General features: G+C 33.4%; 22 protein-coding genes. 14 read left to right on the forward strand and 8 right to left on the reverse strand.

Annotated elements, in window-relative coordinates; genetic code table 11:
• Positions 1-13: 13 nt before the first annotated feature.
• The 8 genes from ACIQXF_RS04570 to ACIQXF_RS04605 form a co-directional block, all read right to left on the reverse strand.
• Entirely contained in the window at positions 14-1,579 is a 1,566-nt protein-coding gene (locus ACIQXF_RS04570; RefSeq protein WP_402779629.1) for a flotillin lipid rafts scaffold protein FloT, read from the reverse strand.
• 15 nt (positions 1,580-1,594) lie between these two features.
• Positions 1,595-2,125 carry an NfeD family membrane protein gene (locus tag ACIQXF_RS04575; RefSeq protein WP_402779631.1) on the reverse strand — a complete coding sequence of 177 codons (531 nt, stop codon included), beginning with the start codon at positions 2,123-2,125 and terminating at the stop codon, positions 1,595-1,597.
• A 239-nt stretch (positions 2,126-2,364) separates the two neighbouring features.
• On the reverse strand, positions 2,365-2,781 hold the full coding sequence (locus tag ACIQXF_RS04580; RefSeq protein WP_402779633.1) for a 3D domain-containing protein: 417 nt from the start codon (positions 2,779-2,781) through the stop codon (positions 2,365-2,367).
• Between the two features lie 159 nt (positions 2,782-2,940).
• Positions 2,941-3,132 carry a hypothetical protein gene (locus ACIQXF_RS04585; protein WP_402779635.1) on the reverse strand — a complete coding sequence of 64 codons (192 nt, stop codon included), beginning with the start codon at positions 3,130-3,132 and terminating at the stop codon, positions 2,941-2,943.
• 435 nt (positions 3,133-3,567) lie between these two features.
• Complete coding sequence (locus tag ACIQXF_RS04590; protein ID WP_402779637.1) at positions 3,568-3,744, reverse strand: hypothetical protein; 177 nt, start codon at positions 3,742-3,744, stop codon at positions 3,568-3,570.
• A 62-nt stretch (positions 3,745-3,806) separates the two neighbouring features.
• Positions 3,807-4,271, reverse strand: a complete 465-nt coding sequence (locus ACIQXF_RS04595; RefSeq protein ID WP_402779639.1) for a hypothetical protein — start codon at positions 4,269-4,271, stop codon at positions 3,807-3,809.
• 192 nt (positions 4,272-4,463) lie between these two features.
• A complete protein-coding gene (locus ACIQXF_RS04600) occupies positions 4,464-5,450 on the reverse strand; it encodes a phage lytic cycle repressor MrpR family protein (RefSeq protein ID WP_402779641.1) in 987 nt (328 codons plus the stop codon).
• Between the two features lie 10 nt (positions 5,451-5,460).
• Positions 5,461-6,777 (reverse strand): ParB N-terminal domain-containing protein, encoded by a 1,317-nt coding sequence (locus ACIQXF_RS04605; protein ID WP_402779643.1) that lies wholly within the window; start codon positions 6,775-6,777, stop codon positions 5,461-5,463.
• A gap of 216 nt (positions 6,778-6,993) precedes the next feature.
• Between ACIQXF_RS04605 and ACIQXF_RS04610 the strand changes: the two genes are divergently transcribed.
• The 14 genes from ACIQXF_RS04610 to ACIQXF_RS04675 all read left to right on the forward strand — a co-directional run bounded on the left by ACIQXF_RS04610 (position 6,994) and on the right by ACIQXF_RS04675 (position 26,004).
• On the forward strand, positions 6,994-7,497 hold the full coding sequence (locus ACIQXF_RS04610; protein WP_402779645.1) for a sigma-70 RNA polymerase sigma factor region 4 domain-containing protein: 504 nt from the start codon (positions 6,994-6,996) through the stop codon (positions 7,495-7,497).
• A 76-nt stretch (positions 7,498-7,573) separates the two neighbouring features.
• A complete protein-coding gene (locus ACIQXF_RS04615; protein ID WP_402779647.1) occupies positions 7,574-8,050 on the forward strand; it encodes a hypothetical protein in 477 nt (158 codons plus the stop codon).
• 502 nt (positions 8,051-8,552) lie between these two features.
• A complete protein-coding gene (locus tag ACIQXF_RS04620) occupies positions 8,553-9,095 on the forward strand; it encodes a hypothetical protein (RefSeq protein WP_402779649.1) in 543 nt (180 codons plus the stop codon).
• A complete protein-coding gene (locus tag ACIQXF_RS04625; RefSeq protein WP_402779651.1) occupies positions 9,092-9,865 on the forward strand; it encodes a hypothetical protein in 774 nt (257 codons plus the stop codon). Before ACIQXF_RS04620 ends, ACIQXF_RS04625 begins: the two co-directional genes overlap by 4 nt.
• Before the next feature lie 17 nt (positions 9,866-9,882).
• Positions 9,883-10,881: a hypothetical protein gene (locus ACIQXF_RS04630; RefSeq protein WP_402779653.1), complete on the forward strand. Its 999-nt coding sequence runs from the start codon at positions 9,883-9,885 to the stop codon at positions 10,879-10,881.
• Between the two features lie 67 nt (positions 10,882-10,948).
• On the forward strand, positions 10,949-11,443 hold the full coding sequence (locus ACIQXF_RS04635) for a hypothetical protein (RefSeq protein WP_402779655.1): 495 nt from the start codon (positions 10,949-10,951) through the stop codon (positions 11,441-11,443).
• 22 nt (positions 11,444-11,465) lie between these two features.
• Positions 11,466-17,141 carry a peptidoglycan DD-metalloendopeptidase family protein gene (locus ACIQXF_RS04640; RefSeq protein WP_402779657.1) on the forward strand — a complete coding sequence of 1,892 codons (5,676 nt, stop codon included), beginning with the start codon at positions 11,466-11,468 and terminating at the stop codon, positions 17,139-17,141.
• A gap of 27 nt (positions 17,142-17,168) precedes the next feature.
• The gene (locus tag ACIQXF_RS04645; RefSeq protein WP_402779659.1) at positions 17,169-17,936 is read left to right on the forward strand and encodes a phage tail domain-containing protein; all 768 of its coding nucleotides are present in this window, start codon (positions 17,169-17,171) and stop codon (positions 17,934-17,936) included.
• Positions 17,937-17,962: 26 nt separating this feature from the next.
• On the forward strand, positions 17,963-20,755 hold the full coding sequence (locus ACIQXF_RS04650) for a phage tail protein (RefSeq protein ID WP_483869723.1): 2,793 nt from the start codon (positions 17,963-17,965) through the stop codon (positions 20,753-20,755).
• A 43-nt stretch (positions 20,756-20,798) separates the two neighbouring features.
• Entirely contained in the window at positions 20,799-20,969 is a 171-nt protein-coding gene (locus ACIQXF_RS04655; RefSeq protein ID WP_402779663.1) for a hypothetical protein, read from the forward strand.
• 56 nt (positions 20,970-21,025) lie between these two features.
• On the forward strand, positions 21,026-24,262 hold the full coding sequence (locus ACIQXF_RS04660) for a hypothetical protein (protein WP_402779665.1): 3,237 nt from the start codon (positions 21,026-21,028) through the stop codon (positions 24,260-24,262).
• 15 nt (positions 24,263-24,277) lie between these two features.
• Positions 24,278-24,667: a hypothetical protein gene (locus ACIQXF_RS04665; protein WP_402779667.1), complete on the forward strand. Its 390-nt coding sequence runs from the start codon at positions 24,278-24,280 to the stop codon at positions 24,665-24,667.
• A 2-nt stretch (positions 24,668-24,669) separates the two neighbouring features.
• Positions 24,670-24,816 (forward strand): XkdX family protein, encoded by a 147-nt coding sequence (locus ACIQXF_RS04670; RefSeq protein ID WP_402779669.1) that lies wholly within the window; start codon positions 24,670-24,672, stop codon positions 24,814-24,816.
• Between the two features lie 78 nt (positions 24,817-24,894).
• The gene (locus ACIQXF_RS04675; protein ID WP_402779671.1) at positions 24,895-26,004 is read left to right on the forward strand and encodes a hypothetical protein; all 1,110 of its coding nucleotides are present in this window, start codon (positions 24,895-24,897) and stop codon (positions 26,002-26,004) included.
• Positions 26,005-26,006: the final 2 nt, after the last annotated feature.

A 26,006-nucleotide genomic window follows, 5' to 3' on the forward strand; every position in this document is an offset into this window, starting at 1 on the left:
GTCTCTATTTTTCTTATTGTTCAACTGTTTCTTTAATCTCTTCTTGCTTGTCATCGGCTACAACCGGTGCTTGCTTTTTCTCTAAGCCTGCAGCTATTTGCTCTAGCTCAGGACGCAATGTATGCTTCCCTGCATAGCTTTCAATTAGTTCCTTAACGTCAATGCCTGAAGTTTCCTTCAATGATTCTTGTAGAGTTGACATTAAATTCGTTGCGTAGGCTGTTACTTTATTGGCACCACCGCTTCCTTCACCACCACCAGTATCGACAACTGTAATCTTATCGATATTACCAAGTGGGCTCGCTAGCTCTTTTGCATATTCTGGCATCATACGTACAACCATATCAAGGACAGCTGCTTGACCATAATATTCAAAGGCTTCGGCAATTTTACGTTTTGCCTCGGCTTCTGCTAAACCACGAAGACGAATAATTTCTGCATCTGTTTCCCCTTTTGCACGCTCAGCATCCGCTTTCGCAAGACCGTCCAAGCGAATTTTCTCCGCTTCCGCTTTCGCCAATGATTCAATACGATATTTCTCTGCATCCGCCTGCGCAAGCTCACGCATTTTTTCCGCAGCTGCATTTTGTTCGACAGCGTAACGATCAGCGTCAGCCTTTTTCTTCACTTCTGAATCGTATTGCTTCTCACGACGTAAAATCTCTTTTTCTTCTAATTCAATTTGCTTTTGACGCTCAATAATACGGATTTGCATTTCTTGTTCCGTTACTTCTTGTTTAGCACGCGCCGTTTCTAGCTCATATGCTTGGTCTGCACGAGCTTTTGCAATATCTTGCTCGCGGCGGAATTCAGCCACCTTTAATTGATTTTCTTTTTCTGCTTCTGCAATTTCTGTTGCCCGTTCAAGCTCCGCCTTTTGTGCCTCTTTTGAAGCTTCAGCACGCTTAATACGTGTCTCTTTATCAGCATCTGCAGTAGCAATATCTGCATCACGTTTAACCTGTGCAATACGTGGCTTACCAAGAGATTCTAAGTAGCCATTTTTATCGCGTACATCTTTAATTGTAAAGGACACGATTGTTAGACCCATCTTCGCCAAGTCCTGAGAGGCAACACGTTGAACTTCCTGAGAGAACTTGTCACGATTTTTATAAATTTCCTCCACCGTCATTGATCCTAAGATTGAGCGTAAATGACCTTCTAACACTTCACGTGCCTCATTTTCACGCTCCTCCTTGTGCTTCCCTAAAAACTGCTCTGCCGCCGTCGCAATTTCAGAAATTGAACCACCAATTTTAATGATGGCTGTTCCATCAGCCATAACAGGAACACCTTGTTCTGTATATACTTCAGGTGTTGTCACATCCAACTTACTAGACAATAGGCTTAATGGCTGTGCTTGCTGGAAAATTGGGAAGACGAATGTACCGCCTCCACGAATAATTTTAATACGATTTCCTGACTCATCCTTATGTACATTTTTTGAGCCAAGATAGCTACCTGTCACAATCAGCGCTTCATCAGGACCCGCTGTACGATATTTTGTCACATAAAGTGCCACAAGTGCGATTAAAATAAAAGCTACAATCCCGATAACAATTAAAATCTCCATTGGCATATAAGTACCTCTCCTTTATAAAAATTTCTTCTCGTAGGATCTTACAAAAAGTGTTCCTTCCTTAACTTCTACAACAAGTACCGTCGAATCATAGTCGATCGCCTCATTATCAAAACCTGTTGCTCGCTTCGAAATCATGCCACTTGTCGTTTCAATAACAACCTCTCCAAAACCGTCTCTTGGGATTGGGACGATGACCTTCCCAAGCTGACCACCAAGCGACTCTTCTGTATAGGCTAAAGAAACATCAGCTGATCTTAGCGGAACTAAAACGAATAAATAAAATAGTGCACTTAAAATAGCTCCGATGATAGCAGCCGCAACAATATTCCAAACGCTAGGTAAGAAGGCTAACTTCTCCAAAATAAATCCTGCTGCTGACATCAACGTAATGAAAGATAGAATGACACTTGGATTAAAAATCGGTAGACCCTCTCCGATGCCCTCGACAGCATCACCAAAAAACATAAATAAAAGCGTTGCAAGGCCTGCGAAAATTAATACCACTAAAAAGATCTGCTCGAGTGAATAGCCAAATAGCGTCAAGTTGCTCACCCCTTTTCATTGTATTACCTACTATACGGATGCACTCCTTAAAAAGTTTCGTAATTTTTGATATTTTTTGAATAAAGAAAGGGGAGCATTAAAACACTATGCCCCTAATTAATATGTATAAAATTATTATTCATTTAAGCTTTACTTGATGATGAGCACTTGAACATCATGTCTACCGTATTGAGCTGCTATTTTTTCAGATTCTACAAGTATGTCTAGCCTGTAGCCTTTTATAGCCCCCCTTTATCAGCGGCAATCGCCCTGAACCTTTCATTCGGGGTTTTAATTTCAACAATTGTTCCTAATGGAATAATTGTGGGATCAACTGCTACAATTCTTAAATTCTTAAAATATATTGTTTCCTGGACATTAATTCCTGTAGCAGTAATACCACTACATCCTCTACAATCATTACCATAATACGTTGCGTGAAAATTTTTCCACTCTGTATTAATCTGATCATTTAAACTAGAATATTGCCTTTCTAAATTTTGCTGCTCTTTTCTAACTTTCTGTTCATGCATTTGTTGCTTTAATTCTAGTTGCCTTTGATATTTTTGTTTTTTTATTTGCTCCGCCTTACGATGGATTGAAGTTATTGCATTTTCATAGCTATTCTTTGGTGTATTATGTAATATTTTTTTCAAGTCTAAGTTATTATTCCCACACTTTACATCATCTTTTATGAATAAGGAGAAAAGTAAGATAAGGAATATGAATAAAATGATTTTATATTGATTCATATGATACTATTAACTCCATTACAGTCCCTTATGGACCATTTTTAAATATGTATTTTTATAGTTTTATGTATAATTATTAATTAATTCATTAGTGCATTCTTTTTTTAAAAAAGCTTCTATCACTTTCATTACTTCCCACTCCAAATGATCCATCTCTTTGGAAATAGTTAAATTCAAATTCCCCATCTCTTCATACGCTAATGCCATTGCATGACAATCTACCATTAATCCCTTTTCATTTTTTCTAATAATCATATAACCCCTTCCTTTCAATTGATTGTGCAAATCACGTACCCTGTCTTTTTCATTATCTTAATGAAAGAAAAGCTTATTTTTGCTTCTTTTGCATATCCATAAAAGTTAATTCTATTAGTTATCCATTAATTCATTTAATAATTGTTCATAATCTTTTTTTTGTGATATTTTTTCCTAAAATAGCTCACCTAATTGATTGTGCTAAAGAATCTCTTTCCTATCATTTGCTTCAATTCAGTAAGCACTTTTCATTATATTTTAAATTAATTTATCTAAATATTTTCAGGCTGCTACAATGGGGTTTATTAGAATAAATAGAATTATCCCCCTCATGAACTAATCTCCATTTATTACTCATACTATCTTTTAATACGTTAACTCCGTATGCTGTATATATCACCTATCATTCCTTTCATGATTTGTATTTATCACACTTTAAAGTTTACACCTAACCATTTCCTGAACAATCCTCCTTATGTTTTCTGTTGGTTTAAAACTCTCCATTTTTGCAAGGTATACAATCGCAAGTGCCTCAGCATCTATCATGCTGATTCTCCCTCTCGATTGTTCAACTATTTCAGATGCAAAATCCTTAACTAAATATTTTTTCATGTAAAACACTCCTTATTTTATATTAATTTATTTATAAAAATCTATGACACTCCCTGTTGCACTCAATTCATTCTTTCCAATATTTTATGTCGTGGATAGTAAATATTTAAATAATCTTTGAGACTTTTTAAACTTGTAATAGTGTTATCGATAATGGATTTTCTTTGGAATCCATTATATAAATAAATAATATTTTGGAATTCCACAACACTATAAATATTTTCTTTATTGTCATCCAACTGCACTAAACTATCATAATGGATAACCAATTCTTGTGATTTTTTATAAATAAATTTGGTATCACCTATTCCCTTTATTAGTTCTACCTCATCATCATTCCATTTATCCATAAGAATTAAACTAGAAAGTGAGCTATCCATGCATTCACACACAAGAGCATTACCTCCTTCGTCATTTAAAATCACATTTGATATGCTGCCATAGAAATCATTCATTAACTCCAAGGAAATATCTCTATCCTTATAAATTACTAGTTCTAAAATTGCCGTTGTCTCCTTATCATTCATTTAAATCCCTCCTTAATGTTGGCTATAACAAGTAGTGTAACAATCCAAATATATATTTGTTTCCATATTACCACGAACAAGTGTTCGTTTTCAAGTTTATTTTTTAGCGAATATTTACAATTTCATATTTTTTTAAAATAAAAAAAACTGGTATTCACCAGTTCTATAACTTAATATAAAAAACTATTTGTCCTATAACTCAGTATAAAAATAACCATAATTTTTTTTCATAAAATCAAAATCTAGCTTATGCTGGAGTATAGAATAACTTACATACTTACTATCTTTGTTTACATATCCAGTATCATATTTACTAGCAACTTTATCGAGAATTTCTTTATCCAGAACTTTTTCTTCTTTATGTTTGAGTAATTCCCATATATACCACATCATACCGGATACTTGCATTGTACTAGCTATCAAATTACTGTTGTCAAAAATTGATTTTGCTAAATCCAAAGCTCTATTTCCAAATGATGCCCTAAGCTGAATATCCGCACTCTTAGTATTTGCTTTTTTGAATATATAAGTACTATCTGAAAAATATTTTTGGCCTTGCTTTGGTTGTACACTCGTTGAAGATACTTTATCTAACCTCTCCAACCTCCAATATAAATCTTCTGAGATTTCTATTGTTCTAGTGTACCCCTTACTATTCGTCAATTTAGCATGGAAGATTCCATTATCATTCTTCAAATCTTCCATCTTTAAATTCAAAATCTCACTATAGCCCTCACCCTTAATTCCCTCAAATAAACATAGGAGAAAAACGGCATGTCTTTGATCATCAAACAAATGCATATACGTTAATAATTGCTCTCTTGTATATCGTACAATTGACGCTTTATAGACGAATTTACTACAGTATTCCATATCAATACTACTAGGAAGCCTTTGTGCACGATTATTTGTATAGCCGTTCATAATTGCCCAGTCTATATATCTTGCTATAAAATTGATAGAGGCGCTTATGGATTGTGGGCTTGGTGACTTTAAACTATAAAATAACTCTTCCAGCTCTACCTTATTCATATCAAATATATCTTTATTTTTTTGATGTTCTAGCAACGTTGCTTTATTAAATAACGATAAATAAGTAGTAAGGCTGTTTTCTTGGACATCTAATGATTTTAGATACCATTCTTTAATATCTTTATTAAAAACATTTTCTTTAAGCATTTTTTACACCTCATTCTTGAATTAATTGTTGAAATACATTTTGGATTTTTGTTCTACTCCGTGAACTGAAACTACCATATTTAAGCACGCCAATTTCTTCCCATAAAGGATTATCGATTGTAAAATCAAGTTTGTCTAAAACCTTTTTTAAGCTTTCAAATGGAATATTATGCTCAAACATTCTAGCCGCTAATTCAATGTGACCTATAAACATTCTGCTCTTAAACATTAAAGAATTTTTAGCAAATAAATTTGCCTTATAATACGCAAAAAGATACATCATATAGTCATTTATCACTTTTGCCACTTTTATGACTTCTAGACGATTTTCTAAATGAAAGCTTTGATCGATGGCATTAGATAATTCAGAAAAAGTAACCACTTCACCAAATGAATATTTAACATTAGAATTGGATGTAATTCTCCCTTTTAATTCTCCATCAGCTTTTAATTCAATGACAACCTCGTCTGATAATTTATCTTTAGCTAATTCTTGTAATCTCGGTTTAGGGATTGGATTGGCTTTTGCCATATCTACCTGAACCCGTTTACATTGAGCCTCTGTCATATTAGAAAAAATGACTATCATATTTCCTGCCAAATCAGCCTTCTTCATATAGGCATTATAGATTGAGAAAGTTCGATGCGCCCCATCTAAAACATCTAATAAAGCACCTTCTAGCAATGTAAGTGCTTTTTCTTTTTCATCATAAATAAATTCTATCCCATCCGTTCCAGAGCCTACTTTTGCATTGTAACGTAGAGTAGAAGTTATTAAATCTCCCTCTAAAGTTTGTTTTTCAATATCTCGTAAAGATTTGGGATTTAAATTCATTACCTCAATAATTCCATTTTTCACTTTTTTCTTCCTTGCTTGCCGTTGAATATTTGGGTTATACATTGTAATTCCACTCATCCAAAGTTTACCAATAACTGCATTTGGAATTACTGCGACATACTCATTGTGTCCAGTTTTAAGAACATTTTCAAAAGTATATGGTAACGCGAGAATTTCTTCATATGGTGATTCTTTTATGTACAACCTTAACTCTTTTATTTCTGAAGGATTAAGCCATTCTACTCCCCAGTCATCATCAGTGTCAGCAAATTTTAAATGAAGCTGTTCTCCTAGCAATAATAGTTCCTGTAAATTCGCTTCTCTAAGTACATTCTCATCATTAATCATTTCAAGGATATTACCTATACTAATGTTATGTTTATGAAGCTGTATTGAAATCTCATCTAAAATTAAATCATTTTGAACTAACAAGGGTATCTTCGCTTTAATATTTTCAATTAATAGTTCTTTAGTTTTTCCAACCTTCAACTCTCTGCACTCCCTCATTTTTCCAATTCTAAATATAATCAATTTAATAGTAACATACGATAATTTAAAATGTAATGTTTTTAAATTAATTGATTTAAAATATATATTAGAAGTTTATGTAATTTAATAAATAAATTAATTTAAAATATTGATTTATTTATTAATAGGTTTATAATAAAAAAACATAAATATGGAAAAATAAAAGGAGATGAGGTTATGGCTTTTCAAACAAGTAAAGATACAAAATATAAGCAACTAGTATTATCAGATACGACAGTCATTAAAGAACTGCTAACTTTTAGAGGTTCAATTGACGATACAAACTTCAACCAAGGCATTTGCGCAACAAATTCTTTAAAAATGAACACAGATGTCATCAGTTTATTTGCCGATTTAGATGAATTAATTAAAAAATCTTTAAACGAGGAGCAGATTTTGCTGTTGGAGTATATTGCTAAAGACTATTCTCATTATACTATAGGAAAAATTTTAGGAATACCTGTTAAAACAGTCGGAAGTAGATTTAATACCATTTGTCTTAGAATTAAACAAGAGAACGATAGACAGTGGAGAAAAGTTACCTATATAAATACATTACATTTAAAAACAAAAAAATGTAGTAAATGTAATGATATTCTTCCAGCAACAGATGAATTTTTTAGCTTAAATAGTAGTAGTAAAGATTTGTTCCATTCACAATGTAAGAAATGCAAAAAATAAACGTTTCACTCGTTTGGGCGAAAAAAGTGGATTTACATATACACTAGTCACCTTAATAAGTAGAAGGAGAATACATATGAAATTACAATTACCTAATACGATAATTGAGTTGAATTTAGAGCTTCCAATAGTGGATAGAGTTCAATACATACAATCCATTCTAGAAAATGAGAAAATCGTTTATCGAGGTGAGGAGATCACTCTAGAAATATATTTAAGTTCAACCTCTCAGACTCATAATACAATCATTTTATTAGATATGCTAGGCTATTATATGACAAAAGGATATTTCACTAGAGAAGAACTGTTACTAGAAGAAGAAAACCTAAATTATATTAAGGAAACTAAAAAACGTAATAAAAGACGTAGAGAAATAACAAAATTACTTAAAAACCAAAATTCACAACATCGATTACAAGATAATTACGTACTCTCTCACTATAAGCAAAAAGAAATGAAAAAAGGTTCCAGCAGACATAACACATTTTCAAATACTTCCTATTTCGAAGCTATCGCCTTTGGCATTGAAGATGTAGAAGAAGATTCTATCTAATACATAAATTAATTCAAAATACATATTAATTAAATGAATGAAACTTTCTAATAGGGCTGTAATTTAGGATCAATTATGCCTTGGCATAATTGCGTCCGGAATCGGCTTTGTGCTTGCACAAAGAACTCCTTTCCGATTCCGTGACATCCGCCGGAGGCTTTAACTTCTTTCAGCAGGTGTTTGGACATCCGCTGAAAAGTAATCTAAACCTGCATTCATCTCACCACCTATAGAGATGGAAGATTTCTGCTGAAAGAAGTTAAACCTACTTACAGACCTATCATGAAGGTTTCATATTAATAAAAGAGGGATCTGAACTAAAGTAAATGTAATAAAATAGTTTGCCCTAGCATGATTATCTTAAAGGCTATCTTCTATTAAATGAAAGAAGGTGATGACCATTGTATGTTTGAATTAATGTAAAAATACATAACCTCTTTTTCTAATTAAATTTATAATGAAACCTTCAAAATTGCGCTCTTCTTTAGGAGGATAAAGGAGAATGAAAATAGTAAAAAACATAACAGAATTTTATCACTCATTGGTAAATGATGAAAAACTCCTTCGTTTACTGTACTACATACCAAAAGATCGATTAGATGATCCACTTGACGACTTAAAAGTGGATGTATCTCAATTACCTGAGAAAGATAGTATACTCGACAGTTTAATAGTTATTGGTGATAAAACTAGTGATTTAGCATTAGAAACAAACATTTGTAGAATCTGTTTATACACAGGTCCTCGTATGCCTCAAAAAAGTTATCTTAAAAACCTAAATCAATTTACCGATAATCCTTATTCAAGCACTCAGCAATATATTTTTGATATTTATACACCTGATTTTGTTAATAATATTGATTTTCGCCTTGATTGGCTCGGTGAAGTGCTGAATGAAGTTTTGTTTCAAGAGGATGTTGAGGAATTTGGGGATTTAAGATTCCATAGCGGACTCCCCATTACAAATGTGCCTAAAGGCTTCGTAGGTTATCGTTGGATTTACATAATGCCTTCAGGACAACAGCCTAAGGGATTTAGATCATGAATATCACCACTAAAAAGGCATTTGGGAAACCTCTTTTATATAAAGGATTAAATATTTATCCTGTAAAAATGAAGGATGCAGATGAATTTTATGATGCTGTGCAGTGCTTACTTTTACCTAAAAACGATTTTCAACAACCAGAAATAATAAGAATGTCTTACTTCTTATTTTTATTGGTCATGGCTCAAAACGACGGTGGCCATGAAATACTAGATAAACTTATTTCATTATATCGTTTGGTTTTCAAAACTGAGGATATACAAATTTCGACGAATGAAAAAGGTATGGCTTTAATGCTTGTCAATGGCATCTCTTTGCATGAGCGTGATTTTGATAACATCAAGACCATCATTAGTGAACAAAATCTTATTGATTTAGATGATGAATTTATCGATCCTGGTACTAAGAAGGCCATTCAAGAAGCTCGTGCGTTTATGGCTAAAAGAAAAACAAGACAAGCAGATTTAGAACAACAAATAATTGCCTATCATTGTAAATCCGGCTTACCCTACCATGAAATTGAGCATTTAACTCTATATCAATTCCACAAAGGATTAATTCGCATGGACTATATTTTAAGTAGTGATGCCATTCTTCATGCACGCTACTCTGGGATGATTGAATTTAAAAATGAACAAGATCTCCCCTATTGGTTAGGCCATATTGAAGAGCCGAAGAAAAATGAGGATGTCATTATTACGAAATCAGCATTTGACCAACAAATGAAAAAACTAGGACTTGAGCCTAGTTCAAATAAAAATAATAACTAAAAGGATGGTAATTTTTTATGACACAACAACAACAATTTTTAACTTCAGTAGCAAATGTTCGCTTATTTGATCGCTTAACGGATGAATTAATTTTAAATGGTAAAACACTACTTAATTCATCTATGACACAAGCCATTCAAACACAGGCAATTCACGCTGGTAAAGGCTCTAAAAAGGTCTACGAGCTCAACTATCAAAAGGAATTAACATTCTCCATTGAAGATGCTGCTTTTGATACTGCCTATATCGCTTTACAAAATGGTACAGAAATCAATCATCAACTTGCTGAATACTACACGGACGAAATTATTTTACTTGATGCAAATGGTAAAGGAACATTAGCTGAAACACCTATCGGTAAGGTACATGTGGAGCAGTTAAACGGTATGTTCACTCAATATGCCCCTACTGGTAAAGAGATCTCTGTACCTGCTTTAGCTGGAAAAGAGGTTCAGGTTGTCTATGCTGTTCAGGAAATGATGGATACAATTGAAATCTCTGCGGATTCCTTCCCTAAGGCTGTTCGTATGGAATTAAATGTAGACATTCGTTCTAATAACGGAAAAACGGGTGAAGTCATTATTGAAGTGCCAAACTTCAAACCTAACGGAGCTGTGGAAATTTCCATGACACATGAAGGTGTTGCATCTTCCTCTCTAGCTGGTAGCGCACTGTCAGATAAAAAAGGAAACTATGCATATATCAAACTTCGTAATTTATCTGAGGAAAAAGTACAATTCACTACACTTGCTGCAAATCCATCTCGTTTAGTTCTCGATTCTTCTATTGCTGGTGATTCTCAACGCATTACCGTATTAGGTATTCGAGGTGCAGGCTATGGTAATGTACTTTTACAAAATAGTGATTTAACTTGGACATCTAAAGCTCCATCAATCGCAAGCGTTAGTGCAGATGGTGTCGTTGCTTTAGGCGCTTCTGCACAAGCAAATGATCAAACGATGATTGAAGTAACTGATGGTACATTTAGTGAAACAATTGCTGTAGATATTATTTAAGTGAATTAATATAAAAAGGGTAGAGTTTATCTCTACCCTTTTCTATTTCTATTGAAGGAGTTCAGAGATGACAAACCGTGAAACGAAATTAACATTAGCTGATATTCAAAAAAATGCGGATGCCTTAAATAAGAAGCAAAAATTTTACATTGATAAAGACCAAGGAAAGTTTATTTATTATTATCCAAAATTTAGCAAACGTAAAATTACAATTTTGATAAGTGATTTAGCCAACACAATTGAATATGTTCAACAAAACAAATTGGATTTCTTTCAAAATGATCATGAATTAAATAATTACATTCTATTTTTAATCATCAAACATTTTACTGACTTACAAAGTGAATTAAAGGATAAACCAATTGAAACTCATTTTGCTACGATGAACCATCTAGTCGACATTGGCTGGTATGAATTATTTTTAACTGACATGTTTACGATTCATGAGATTTCCAATGTGTTAGAGGAAATTAGTAAGCGACTAAATTTAAGCATCAAATATTTAGAACTAGAGAAAGAGCTCACCAATTTACAAGCCAATGTAGATGACATAAGCAAGTGAGAGAATTAGGAGGGAAAATCGTTTGAGTACTGGTGGTGGACAAACAAAATCAACGGAGCTATTAGTTGCTCTAGGTATCAATGATCAGATTTCGAAAAAAAATATTAATACATACATAAAAAATTTAAAAAACATACCAAATCTAACCGTTAACTTAGAAGTAAAAGGACAAAACACTCAAATTTTTAACGAGTATGCCAAACAAATTAAAGCATTAGAACAACAATTAGAAGCTTTTAATCTAAAACTTAAAAATGTTGGAAGCGGAGCATCCCCTTCCCTTTCATTTTTCGATGATTTTAAACAACAAGTTACTTCTTCTGTAAAATCAGTTGATACTCTTAATAAAGCATTTGGAGATATAAAAATAAATGTAAGCTCATTTTATAAACAGCTAGCAAAAGTCCCTACTGGCGACCTCCAATCCCTTAAAAAAATAGTCTCACAGCTGAAATCGGAAATGGAATCGGTCGCTACTAATCAATTTAAATTTGTTGGCATTCAAGAAACCCAACAAAATCTGCAAGTTTTAGAAACCAATTTATCTAACATCTATGAACTACAAAGAGCATATGCAGACACAACCACCTTCGAACAATTAACATCCCAAATTGCCGAATTAAATACCCAAATTACAAATATCCAGCTTGGAGAAGGTTTAAATATAGCAGGCATCTCAGAAATACCTGGCCAATTAGAAAAAATTAATCAAGGTATTGCTGAGTTTGGAAAAAATACTACAGTAGCTGCACAGAACTCAAAGTCATTTGCATCTTCAATTATGGATGGAATAGGTCTAGCCTCTACATTTAAAACACTTGGAGAAGATATTACTGGACTTACTTTTTCCCCAAGAAATCTACTTAAATTTAACGCTATTGCAACCGTTGGAGATTTTGTAATTAATAAAATTATTGAAAGCCACGAAAAGAAAAAACAGAAGATAGAAGAATTAAAAGCTAAAGACCAAGAAATATTGGATTCCTATACTTCGAATGCCAGTGAAATTGATAGTCAACTAGAAAGATACTCTCAATTAGAAAATGCTATGGCATTAGGAAATACTGACCCTACTATCATTGCTGAATACCGAGATATTTCAAATCAACTTGGCGAAATCCTACCAAATATTGTTGATCGAGAGGATGAACTCGGTAATAAGATTGTTGTTTCAGCAGAAGCTTTGAAAGTTAAAGTTGGACTCCTTAAAGAACAGCAAGCTATAGAAGCACAAATTGCTGAACGGGCTGCACAAGAAGAGCGTAATGGTAATATTGAAACACGTAAATCAACAATTTCTGATCTTCAAAAAGACCAAAAATCTTTAGTAATAGATGCAGCTGATAAATTAAATTATTTTTCTGATTCAGCTCCTAGCATAGAATATACATTAAGATTTTCGGATGAAAAAGGTGAACCACTACTTAAAACAGTGGCAGATTTCGAAAAAAAACTAGAAGAATTAGATAAACTCCAGTCTAATGCTGTGAAAAGTGGTAATAGTGGCTTAGTAGATTTTTATCAAAAAATGAGCATTTCTGTTAAGCATTATATGGATGAAATAAGCGCTAACGAAGAACAGCTTACTCAAAATATTTCAGCGCAAAAATTGGATTATATTTCTAACATTGCTCATGTAATAAGTGAAAACGACAAATTAAGCGATAGTCTAAAAAACAATGCTGAAGGATTTGCAGCTCACTTAATTGAAGCTACAGATATTGGTGAACTAGACAATTTACAGGAATCGTTAACATCATTATTTTCGAATAAAAATGCCGATACAGTAATTAATGATATAATAGGTTCTTTCCAAAACATGGAGAATGCTACTTCTGAAACTTTTGACTCAATGGCAAATAAGGCTAAGGATAAGATGGGGGATATATCTGGCGACCTTTTAAAGCTTGGTTTAAGCGAAAAAGAAGTAAACAGCATTATGGCAGCGTTAAAACAGCGATATGAGGATACTACTCAGAAACAAAAAGAGTTATCGCACGAAATGAAGGTTAATAACTTAACATTCGCTGAAGCGAAAGAGAAAGTTGAAGGCACTAAAAATGAAGTAGAAAAACTTACAACAATTTACGAAAAGCTAGCGGGAGTCTCTCAGAAAAAAGTAAATGATACTTCAGATTTACTATACCAATATGAGATGTTAACTAATAAATTACAAGGCTATAACGAGGAAGAAATTCGTAACCTTAGTCAAAAAGGTAATTTAACCGCTGAAGAACAACGCCTTGTTAATATTTTGAATTCTCGTGATCTTGTCATGAAAAGCTTGAATAAACTTTATCCCTCTCTTCTTGATCAAGACGGTAAATTAATGTCATTAGATGCTGAAAAAATTAAAGTTATTGAAGCTGAAAATAAAGCCAATCAAGCATTACTTAAAGCTTATGAATTAGCTGCGGCAGGTAAAATGACTGCTGAAGGTAAAGCTACTATGGTTCACCTTGAGGAAACAAATAAACGCATTAACAATATCAACGCTGAAATTATAGCACTAAATAAACTTCAAAATGAATACAATACGACTATCAATAAAATGAGTGCTAACGATAAGTATGATGTCTATAATGATATGGACTTGTTACGAAAAGAAAAGGCGTCTATGCAAGCGTATGATAAAACTACATTAAAACTAGCTGAATTAGCTACTCTATCAGGCGCTCAATCAGATTATGCTGACTCCCTTATGGGCATCGTTAATTCAATTGGGAAATCAGATAAGGCACAAAAAGAGTCCAATAAAACAACTAAAGAATCAATCTACATAACTGACACGTATAAACAAAAACTAGAAGAGCTAAATCTAGAAATTGAAAAACAACAAAAGATACAATCTAGATTCCCTAAACATTCTGCTGAATATAAAAAAGCAATAGAAGAACAAATTAAACTTGAAAAGCAAAAATTAGCTGTACAGGAAGATCAAGTTAAAGCGCTTAAAGCTCAAATTGCGTCAGGTAAAATTCAGCAAACTGGTAATGTTTCTAGCAATTCATCATCCTCTACTTCTACTACATCGAACGGAAAAATTAATGGGTTTGGCGGAAAAACCAATAGTGGATATGGAAATAGAATTTTAAATGGTGAACCTGAGTTCCATCGTGGTATAGATTTAGATGGTTCCCTTGGAGCTAGATTAGATGCTCCTGTTAGCGGTAAAGTGATTAAAGCAGGAGATGCTTTAGCTAATGGTAAAAATGGGACTTATGGAAACCTAGTTATTATTCAAGATGATTCTGGCGTACAACATCTCATGGCTCATATGGATAATGTCGTTGCAAAAATTGGTGACTATGTACAAGTAGGTACTCAAATTGGTACGATTGGTTCTACTGGTAATTCATCGGGTCCCCACGTACATTATGAGCAAAGTTTAAACGGAAAGTTAATCGACCCAACTTCGTATGTAAATCAGATTCGTTCTGGTAAAGTTTCTGTCTCCACTACTTCTGGTGGTGTATCTACAGTTGATACTAGTCAACAAGCACATGACCAAGCTAAATCGGATAGCATAAGTGCAGAAAAAGATGCGATGGCTACTAGAGAAAAGATTGAAAAGTTGAATGAAGAATCAATTAATGCTGACATAGCTCGCTACACTAATCTTATTGCAGGTATAGACCGTTCTATTAAAAAATCTAATATTCTCTCTAGTCAACAACTAGAACATTCTCAAGAATATCGTGATGAGCTAGAAAAAGAAACTAAGCATTTAAAGTATAAGCAAGACTTATTGCATAAAGAGGCAGATTTCATTCGTGAACAGCTTAAACGTACTGACATATCACCTGATTATAAAGATGAATTAACTACTCAACTAAGCGAATTATCATTAACTTGGTGGGATGTTGCTGAAAGTATAGAAGGTGTAGACGAAAAGATTGAAAACAGTAAGATTGCTGAATTTGATAAAAAAATAGAAAAACTAAATGATTCTATTTCTCTTTCGACTACTCTGATGAATATGCATGTTAAGGGTACAAAAGAATATAACGATGAACAGAAAAATATTATCTCTAAGTTATATGAAAAACAAAAAGCATACGAAGCTGAAGCCGAAGCGTTGCGTAAATCTATCCAACTTGACAAATTATCGATTAAGGAAATTGAACGAAAAACAGAGCGACTTAAAGAGCTATCTTCTACTTGGCTAGAAACTCAATCTGAAATCATACGTATTAATTCTGATATAGCAGATGAGTTAATTAGTACAATGAAAGATGCCTATGGTCAACAACGTGATTATGAATTGGCATTAAAAGACGAGCAAATTAAAAAATTGGAAGAATTGTATGAAAATACAATAAAAGCTTATGACCTAGATGCTAAAGCATACGAAGAATCTATAAAAGATCAAATGGACGTACTCGATAAAGCTCATAAAGACAAGTTGAAGAAGTTAGATGAAGAATCTAAAGCATTTGAAGATGCTATTAAACGTCAACTAGATTTAATGAGAAAACAACGAGAAGAAGAAAGTTTCGACAAGGATATTGGCAAACTTCAAAAAGAAGAAGCTACTATTGTTGCTAAAATCAATGAGTTATCAATGGATGATTCTAGGGAAGCAAGATTACAACGTAAAAAACTAGAAGAAGAGTTAGCAAATATAAGTGAGCAAATTGCTGAAAAACAAAATGATAGACAGTACGAATTGCGTGAACAAAATCTACAAGATGAACTAGATACTTATATATCTCAACATGACGCAAAGAAAGAACTTGAGGACAATAATTATAATACCGCTAAAGAAGCGTTAGATAATCAGTTAGAGTTATACAATAAGGACTTAGAGGCTAAGAAAAAGTTAGAAGAAGATAAGTATAAGGCTACGAAAGAGCAATTGGATAAAGAACGTAAGGAAATTGTAAATCATTACGATGAATTAATTAATAATGAGAAATATTATGCTGATTTACGTTCTCAAATTATTAATGGTAATGTTGATGCAATGAGTGAAAAACTTAGCACTTTCTTAGGCGACTTTCAGAATATGAATAAAGACTTAATTGAAGATTTGGGTTTAAGTTGGCAAGAATTACAAAATAAGATATACCAAATTACTCAATTGCAAGGAAGCTTAGGTAACGTCTCTATTCCAAATCAAAATTTTGACTTAAATAGTGGTTCTATTATTTCTAGTTCAAATACTAATAATTCGTCTTCTAATAGTTCTACGCCTACTAATACTGCTAGAGATAATGCTTGGCAACAATACTTAGCTAATAAGAAATCATGGGAAACTGCATCGGCAACGGAAAAAGCACGTTTAAATGCTGAAAACGAAAAATTACGTAAGCAATACGGATTCCAAGACGGTTCCTATGATGCATTAAAGAATCTCAAAAAATACCATAGTGGAGGTATTGTAGGCGGTAAAGGCAATCAATTGACTGAGCTTACTAACAAACTATTCAATACTAAACCAAGTGAAGAGACTGTTCTTGCCCTTAAACGAGAATTATTTGTTCCAGAAAATAATATATCTAATATGTTTACGAATATTCGTGCTGCAATCCCTGATTTCAAAGTACAACGTCCTCAAGGCGGTACAATTCGCATTGACAATTTACTGTCTATTGAAAACGTATCGCAGAACGCAAATCTAGATATAGATAGATTACTTGACCAAGGCATGAATAGACTAATTGATAAAATGAAGCCTTATGGGTTTAAATTATGATAATAAAATGGAGGTGTAGTACATAACTTGAACTCTCTAAACTTTTATTACAACGGTAGACATTCATCAGAAATCGGAGTCAGTTTGGTAAGTCTTAACGGTGGAATGCATCAGACAAATTATTTGCCTAATAAGAAGATATTGTCTGAAAAGATTGCTGGAAATAATACTCCATATGTATTCGGTTCAGACTATGACCCATTAGAGTTTAAACTTGTATTAGCGTGTATAGATGGCGAACAGTGGACAGATAGTAAACGTAGAGAAGTTGCAAGATGGCTAGATATTTCTACATTTGAAGAATTTTATACAGAAGATGAGCCTGATAAATACTATTATTTTCAGTATCAAGGATTAGTAGAATTGACTCGTAATGGTGGTGATGAGGGATATATAGAAGTAACTATGTTAAATGATTCCCCTTACGCTCGTTCTCCAGTACAAGAAAGACGATATGAATTAACTAATATTACATCCCCTACCATCATTGAATTTGAAAATATCGGGGACGAAGTAATTTATCCTGAAATGTGGATTTACAATATGTATGATGGTAATTTTCAAATTAGAAACCTGTCTAATGGTGGTAAAGATTTTAAATTTATAAATATCGCCAATGCAGAAACTATTTATGTAGACAATGAACATCATCATATTGAAACGGATATCACCCTCACCTACCGTTACGATAATTTCAACAATAATTACCTTGAATTAGTGAGAGGTATAAATCGCTTAGAAGTGACAGGTGCTTGTAGTTTGTTATTTAGGTATCAAAACTACATCAAAGGGTAAAGGAGGTAACTATACTGTTAGGAATAATTGATAGATATAAAAAACCTGAAAAGTCTCGACTATATTTATGTAAACCAGATAGAACTACTATTGCTGAATTATCTGAAGCATACAACAAAAATTTAATGACAAATTATAATGGAATCCATGAATTGACATTTGATATCCCGTTTATGGTAAATCGTAATCATAAATCTGTACAAAATAAGAATGTTGATTTGATTAGAGGTCACTATTTAATTCGCTATGAGCGTGGACATGATAAGGAATACTTTATAATTACTAATCCTAAGAATACGACCAATAATGGAATTGAAGTTAAAAATGTTCAATGTTTTTTACTTCCATACGAATTAAACAAAAAGATTATCAGAGAATTTAGTGGGACAAAACCTCTTTATTCTGATGTAGGTTCAGAAGGAGTTTTAAATGAAACTTTACTTGTCAAATCAGATTGGTCAGTTGGTTACATTGATGTAGATATCGCCCAAAAGCATCGGACATTTGATGTTAGTGAACAAGGATTAATTGAGTTTATTGGTGAATTATCAGACTTATATGATGCTGTTATCATTTGGGATACCATTAATAAGAAAATAAACTTTTATAAGAACGAAAATATTGGCGTAAATAAAGGCTTATCTATTGAGCATGGTAAGTATTTAAAGTCATTAGAAGAAAATCCTGACTTCGATTCAGTAGTTACAAGGTTATATGTTTACGGAAATGAAGGAATTTCCTTTGCTAGTGTAAATCCAACAGGTGTTCCGTTTATTGAGTCATTTGATTTCTACATGTATCCTTTCGAACGTGATGAAAATACAAGAAATATAATTACACATTCAAACTATATGACCGATTCACTATGTCATGCCATCCTTGACTACAATGCTTTACTTGAAAGTAAACAAGGTGAATTTACAAAATTGCTTGAACGTAAAAAGCCTATTCTGGAAAATTTACAAAGTAAGCAAAATGAATTGTTCGTATTACAAACCCAATTACATACTATTGAAGATGAATTAGCAGTAGCTAATGCAACCATGTTACCTACTGATGTACATATTACAAATAAGATTAACAAGTTAGCTGAAATCGCAAGTAAGAATGCTGAAATCGATGTTGTTAATAATTCTTTGAAGAGTATTGACAATGAAATTACTGTATTAAAAAATACAATATCCATTGAAAATAACTTCACTCGTGAACAAATTATTGAACGTGAAAAGTTTGCTAATGAATTAGTATGGTCAAATACAAGTATTTTTGAAGTTGATGATTTATATGAAGAAGGTAAAAAAGAATTACTTAAAGTTAGTCAACCTCGTATTTCGTATACTATTGATGTTGTAGATTTTTTAAATGTTGTAAGTTGTCAACGTGATTGGGATAAACTTGTTTTAGGTGATTTAGTTACAATCAAATACCCTAACTTTGGTATAGATATTTTAGCTAAAATTATATCTATTAAACATGCAGAAGATGCCAATAGTTTAAGTATTGAAATTGCTAATGCTCATGATATAAAGAATGGCTTTATGACCCTAAAAGAGTTATTTAATAGAACTGTATCAAGCTCTACAACGCTTGACATGTCTAAGTTTAAATGGGATGAAACAACTAAAAATACGCATGAGATTGGACAAATACTTAATGATACGTGGTCTGCTATTGAAAGAGATATAAAAGCAGGAGTAAACGAGAGCGTTGATATCTCCAGAAAAGGCATAGTAATTACCGATCCTAACGACCCAAAACGTTTATTGGTAATGCAGCATGGAGTAGTTGGATTATCTAATGATGGCGGTAACACATTCCTTCACGCCCTAACACCAGAAGGAATCATCGGTGAAAGGATTATCGGAAAATTAATACTTGGTGAAAAACTAATAATTGGTGATAACAATGGAACATTCACTATCAATGGTAATTTACTTACTATTAAAGATAATAATGAAAATGTGCGTGTACGATTGGGAGAATATACAACAGGTAAATATGGATTACAGATGTATAGTAAAAGTGGAAATCAAGTTGTACTAGATGAAGATGGGATGTTACAGACATGGCAAGAAGGAAGAACAGATAATGTAGATGGTTATCACCCTCTTACCCTATATGTGTATATTCCTGAACAAACTTTATCCATAAAAAAAGCATTGCTAAGGTTTAAAATACTAGAATTTAGAGCATACAGTCAAACTACTGAGAGTGGCGGTGGCACTTATTCAACCACTAGCTCTGGAGGCGGTAATTACGGTTCAACTGGTTCTGGAGGCGGTAATTACGGCTCTACTGAAAGTGGCGGTGGTACGTTCAAATCTACTGAAAATGGAGGTAACGCCATTGTTACATCTGGAAACAGCGGTATTGATGTTATATATGGTACTGGTCAAACTGATCCATCGGCAGGTCACAGTCACACTTATCGAGATGTAATTGGTCATAAACATAGTATTGACCTACCTGTTCATAAGCACTTATTTACAGTAGATGCTCATACTCATAGCGTTTATATACCTCCACATGATCATAGTATATATATACCTTCACATGAACATTCATTTACAGTACCTGCCCACTCCCACCCTATTTCACATGGAATATATAAGGGTTATTCAGCTAGGCAAATATCTATACATATTAACGGAGTAAATAGAGATATAGAGTTAGGCGGTAAATTTAACATTGATAAATACAATTTAAACATAACTCCTTACTTAACTAGAGGTCAATGGAATGTAATAGATTTGTACAGCAGTCAATTAGGTAGATTAGATGCTACAGTATTCATTCAGGCACTTATGGGTCATGAATAAAGATTACATAAAATATAAATATTATTTAAACGGAGGAATAATAATGGATAAAATTAAAATTATTTTACAAAATAACAAAGAATTTGAAACAGAAATAGAGTCGTATAATGCATCAGAATTATCAAAAACAATCAAAGAATCAGATGATGTTATTGTGCCAATTGGAGATTTAATAATTAATAAGCATCATATTGAATGTATTCACAAAATATAGAGAGTGTCTAGTTATCATTTAGCTAGGTACTTTTTTATTTTATAAGGAGGTAAATTATGAAAAGATACGAAGGTAGTCCTGCGGTAGTTATTGAGAGACGCAAAGGTACTCCTGACTCCCCTTTCAATAATATGAATGAAACACTTGTTGTCACAGGTGATGGCAAAGTTTTATTATCTGAAATTCCTAATGAATTGAATCGAGTTATAGTTACTTCTGATGATAATACTACTTGGTATGAAATTAAGGAAGGTCAAATCACTGAAAATGCATTTAAAGTGGACTACATTAACAAACTAGTTACTTTTAACACTATTCATGTGGGAAAACAGTTACATTTTAAGTATGTCGGTGAAGGAAATCATTATTATAGCCCACACTCTATTTATACGAAATTAGAAGATAAAACAGTAGTTGAAACACTGGGAGATATTGTTGAAGGTGGTAAACATGCATTAGATGCACTTGGAGCTTTAAATGAAAAATTAGATGAAGTTACGCAAGCTACTGACGATGCAAGAGAAGCAACCAATGACGCTATTACCACTACTAATGACGCAAGAGATGTTATTGATAGAGGCGAACAAGTAATAGCTGATGCAACTGCCAAGATTAACGAAATGGATGATAAGATTGTTGAGGTAAATGACAAGCTTCTTGTTGCTGATACTAAATTAAAAGAAGTAGATGATGCTCTATTAGAAGTAGACCATACTATACAAAATGCTAATCAATCTATTGATAATATAAACACTGTAATTAATGAAGCAGTGCAAACCACTAACAATGCACAATTATTGATTGATGAAGCTAAATCTGTTGGTGAATTTGTTTTATCTAAACAGTATAAGAAGAATAACACTGTTCTACATAACGGTTCGACTTGGATTGCATTACAAGATACACAACACAATCCACTGCCTATCTTACCAGTTAGAGAAAATACATATTGGAGACTAGTAGCTCAGAGAGGTATTGACGGAAATGGTTCAGTAGTTAGTGTAAATGGAATTTCTCCAGATGTTGACGGAAACGTCCCACTATCTGCATATGATATTGATGCAATAACACAATCAGAACTAGATGATACTGAAAACAAAGTAACGTCATTTGTAACTGAGCATGGTATTGGTAGTACTAATGCGAAAGACATCACTCCCCCATCCGAATTATTTAATCTGAGTAAATCTGGATTTTATAATGTTATTCACCATCAAGGCGATAATACAATGCCTGATGAAATGGAGGATTACCATACATACGTAGGATTTAACAAAAATGATGATATGACTACAATGTTTTATTTTGCTATCTCTAAAACTACAGGTAAAACTTATACTCGCTCTCGTTCCAAGAATTCAAATTCTATTATTAATGATTCTGAATGGATTGAAGGTGGAGGCTTCGGAAGTGGCTCAGGTGGTGGAAAATTCAGTACTATTACTTATGACTTGACTACCACTCAGGAAAATCAAAAATCATGGGAATTACCTAAAAACTCATATGATAAAAATAATGATTCTATCATTGTCTTTCATAATGGTAGCAACCTATCCACTATCTCATGGGATATTTCTGGTGATGCATTTAATGGATACACATTGAATATTCCTGATAATCCTATTAAGAAAGTTATTGACAATAACGTAAGAATTATGGTTTTTAAGAACCTCCCTACTGACGGTACAGAAAGTTTTAGTGGTAGTTTATTAGAAGATGGTACAGTATCTCTAGAGAAATTAGGACAAGATGTTCAAGACGCTATAAAAAAGGCTAGTGGTAATAGTTTCTTCATTCCGTATACGTTATCTGCAATAATTGAAAACCAGAAGGCATGGGAATTACCTACAAACAGTTATGACGGAGCAACAGACTCTCTTTTGGTCTTCCATAATAGAGGTATCTTAGATAAAGAGTCATGGAATATCACTGGTGACGCTGGTTCAGGATATACACTTGAAATACCTGATAATCCTATATCTGATATTGAAGATAACAATGTATTAATAATAGTGTTAAAAAATGCATCTAGTGAAGTTCCTAACGGCTTTTCAGGTACATTGCTAACACCTAGTTCAGTTGGGCTAGATAAGCTTGGGCAGGACGTACAGGAAGCTATTAATAATACTAGTGGAAAAGTTGAAATTGTCAATGACCTCATAACAGGTGGAGATGATAAAGTAGCATCGGCTGAAACGGTTAAGATATTAAAAAAACAACTCGCTGAACATTTGGAAGAAGATGTACTGTCTGAAGAAGGTGCTCATGGAATACGCTATTTTAATAATGAATTAGCTGTAAAGAATGATGAAAACCAGTGGGAAGTTGTTGAGACTGGTGCAGGTGATAAAGCTGAGTACTTCGAAGGTGATTTAAATACACTTACAACAGCAGGCACATACATGTTCCAATGGGATAAGTGTACAGGACTACCTACACCACCACTACCAGGATATTTTAATAACATAGATAAGACTGATAAAGGTATTATCATTGTTTCTACAGTAGTAAGAGAAACAGGTCAAGTATTGACATTGCAGACACTTAAATTCGAGACATTAAGTATTCAACTAGTGCTCTCTAGGTTTAGAAAAGAAGAATTAGAGTACAAGTGGTCAAGATGGAGTACACCAAACGGTTTCCACATTTTCGCAGGCAATACGTCAGTATCTAGTATCTATGTAGACCCTGTGAATGGTAAAGACGACATCTCTAGAGACGGAACAAAAACACAACCTTTAAAAACAATACGATTCGCCCTTATGGCTTTGGGTAAAGTTATTGAGTATGCTAGCGTGATAATTTGTATGAGTTCAGGATTTGATCATGGTGACATCATAGAGGTTAACGGCTTAACAGGATCGAGGCTTGCAGTAATATTTGGCGATAATGATCGCGTGGGGATGGTTAGGGTTAGAGAATGTTCAAGCCTTGTTGAGATTAAAGGCTCATTACCGTCGGCTAAAACCAAATTAACTAGCGCAGGAATCTCAGCATCAGAATCTCAAAATGTGTTATTACTTAACTTCGATATGACACCATCATCAGCGAACATAAAGACTTATTTCCTCAACTGTGGAATAGTACAATTAAGTAACTGTGAAATTCCTAATGCTTCGCAGTACGGAGTATACTTCGATAATTGTGCCAATGCCTTGATATCAAATATTACTGGAACAGGGAATGCTACTGGTATATTTAATCGTGCATCTACTGTACGTAAGATCGGTACAGGCAATACTATCACTGGAACGATACCACAAACTATTGAAGGTGGAGGTCAAATATTATAAAGGAGGATATAGTTCATGCCAGTTGCTATACTGTATTTTAAGAGTAATAGTGTCATACATGATTTTTATGACAATATAACAGATGTGAAATCACAAAAAATTGAATTCGTTGGTGGCTACTTAGAAGGTTGGAATGAAGATGAAATAGGTGTCATGGTTGTTGACACTCTTATTATTAATTTGGATGAACAAGAAAAACATTTGATAGACTCCAAAGGAAGCATCTACAACCGTGGAGATGTCTTACCTAGTGAGTTAATTGATATTAAAAGTCAATACATTAAACTTGCAGATACAGAAATCTTAGGTCAACAGATGACTGAACGAGAAATTGAGTCGATGGAACAAGGACAACAAATCACAGACTTAGAATTGAGAATGTTACTCATAGAAGGAGCGAATTAATAATGACGTTATTAGACTCGTTGAAAGAAAGATATGAGAAAAATTGGTGTAGGAAGGATCAATTACAGAAATACGTTCAATTAAAAGCCATAACACCAAAGCAATATAAAGAAATAACTAATGAAGAATACAATGCTGATGTCGAATAGCAGTTCCACTATTGCTAAGTAAACGCTAATGATTAAAATAGCGTTTACTTATTTGTGAAAAAAGGAGTGAAATAATAAATGGCTTATAAAGGAAATCAAACAACATGGCATGATTTTGCACCTTCATTGCAACGCAAGTTAGAAACAATGATTGGAGAAAATGGAGAGGTGGTAGATTTAACAGAAATCAATCAAAAGATTGATGATCTAAAAACTGAAGTTACTGAACATTTGGCAGAAAGTGTGGTTAGTGAAGATGGTGCACATGGTATCCGTTACTTTAACGATAAATTAGGAATCAATAATGGCGCTGATTGGTCAGAAATAGAAATAGGAAAGCCTAACGCTAACGGTGTTCTTGCTCTAAGTAACAATCATGCAATTAGGTACTTCAATCCTACAACATGGACTAATGATGTTAACGCTGAAAAACTTACATTCAAGTTCCCTAACGTTGTCCTTACAGGCACTCTAATTATACGGACAAACCACGCGTATGTACCGGCTGTTACTGCTGCAGGTGGCGGTGTTGTTGAGATATACGTACAACGTGATAAGGATAGTGGTGGTATCAGTCAGGAATTTAATATACCTAATATGGCTACCCAGAATGGGAAGCTCTTTAACTACTCTCCTGTAAGAGTCGTGAATAATACTACTCCTTATTTCACTATTACTAAGAAATCTAGAAATATACCTCTATATTATGAGTTAGAGTTCTTGACTAATAACGGTAATCCTTTCGACATTCTAGACCAAATAACTTTAGAAATAGATTCTACTGCAACAGCACCTGATACTACTCCGAACCAGCAGTCGAATTTTAAACAAGTGAACGATAACATAGCACCGACACCGATGGGCTTAACACCTAATGCCCCATTTACTACTGAAGCAACAAGTAAATTATCCGTTGGCAAAGTTGGTAACGTGGCTGTCCTTTCGTTCGCAGTAAAAAATAGTCAGCAACTCGCAACTAGTTCACAATATCAACTGTGTGAGATACTACCTGTTGGTTATAGAAATTTGAGGGCTACTGTTGTTGGTCATGGTTTCTGTTTTGTTAGTGGTGTAGCTAGACTTATACCTGTAACCATTACTAATGGTATTGTTATAATGCAATCCCCCCCTGTTGCAATTCCAGCGAATACTGACATTGATGGTAACATCACTTTCTATGTAGAATGATA

This window comes from Lysinibacillus sp. NPDC097231 (assembly GCF_044761885.1).
Classification (GTDB): Bacteria; Bacillota; Bacilli; order Bacillales_A; family Planococcaceae; genus Lysinibacillus.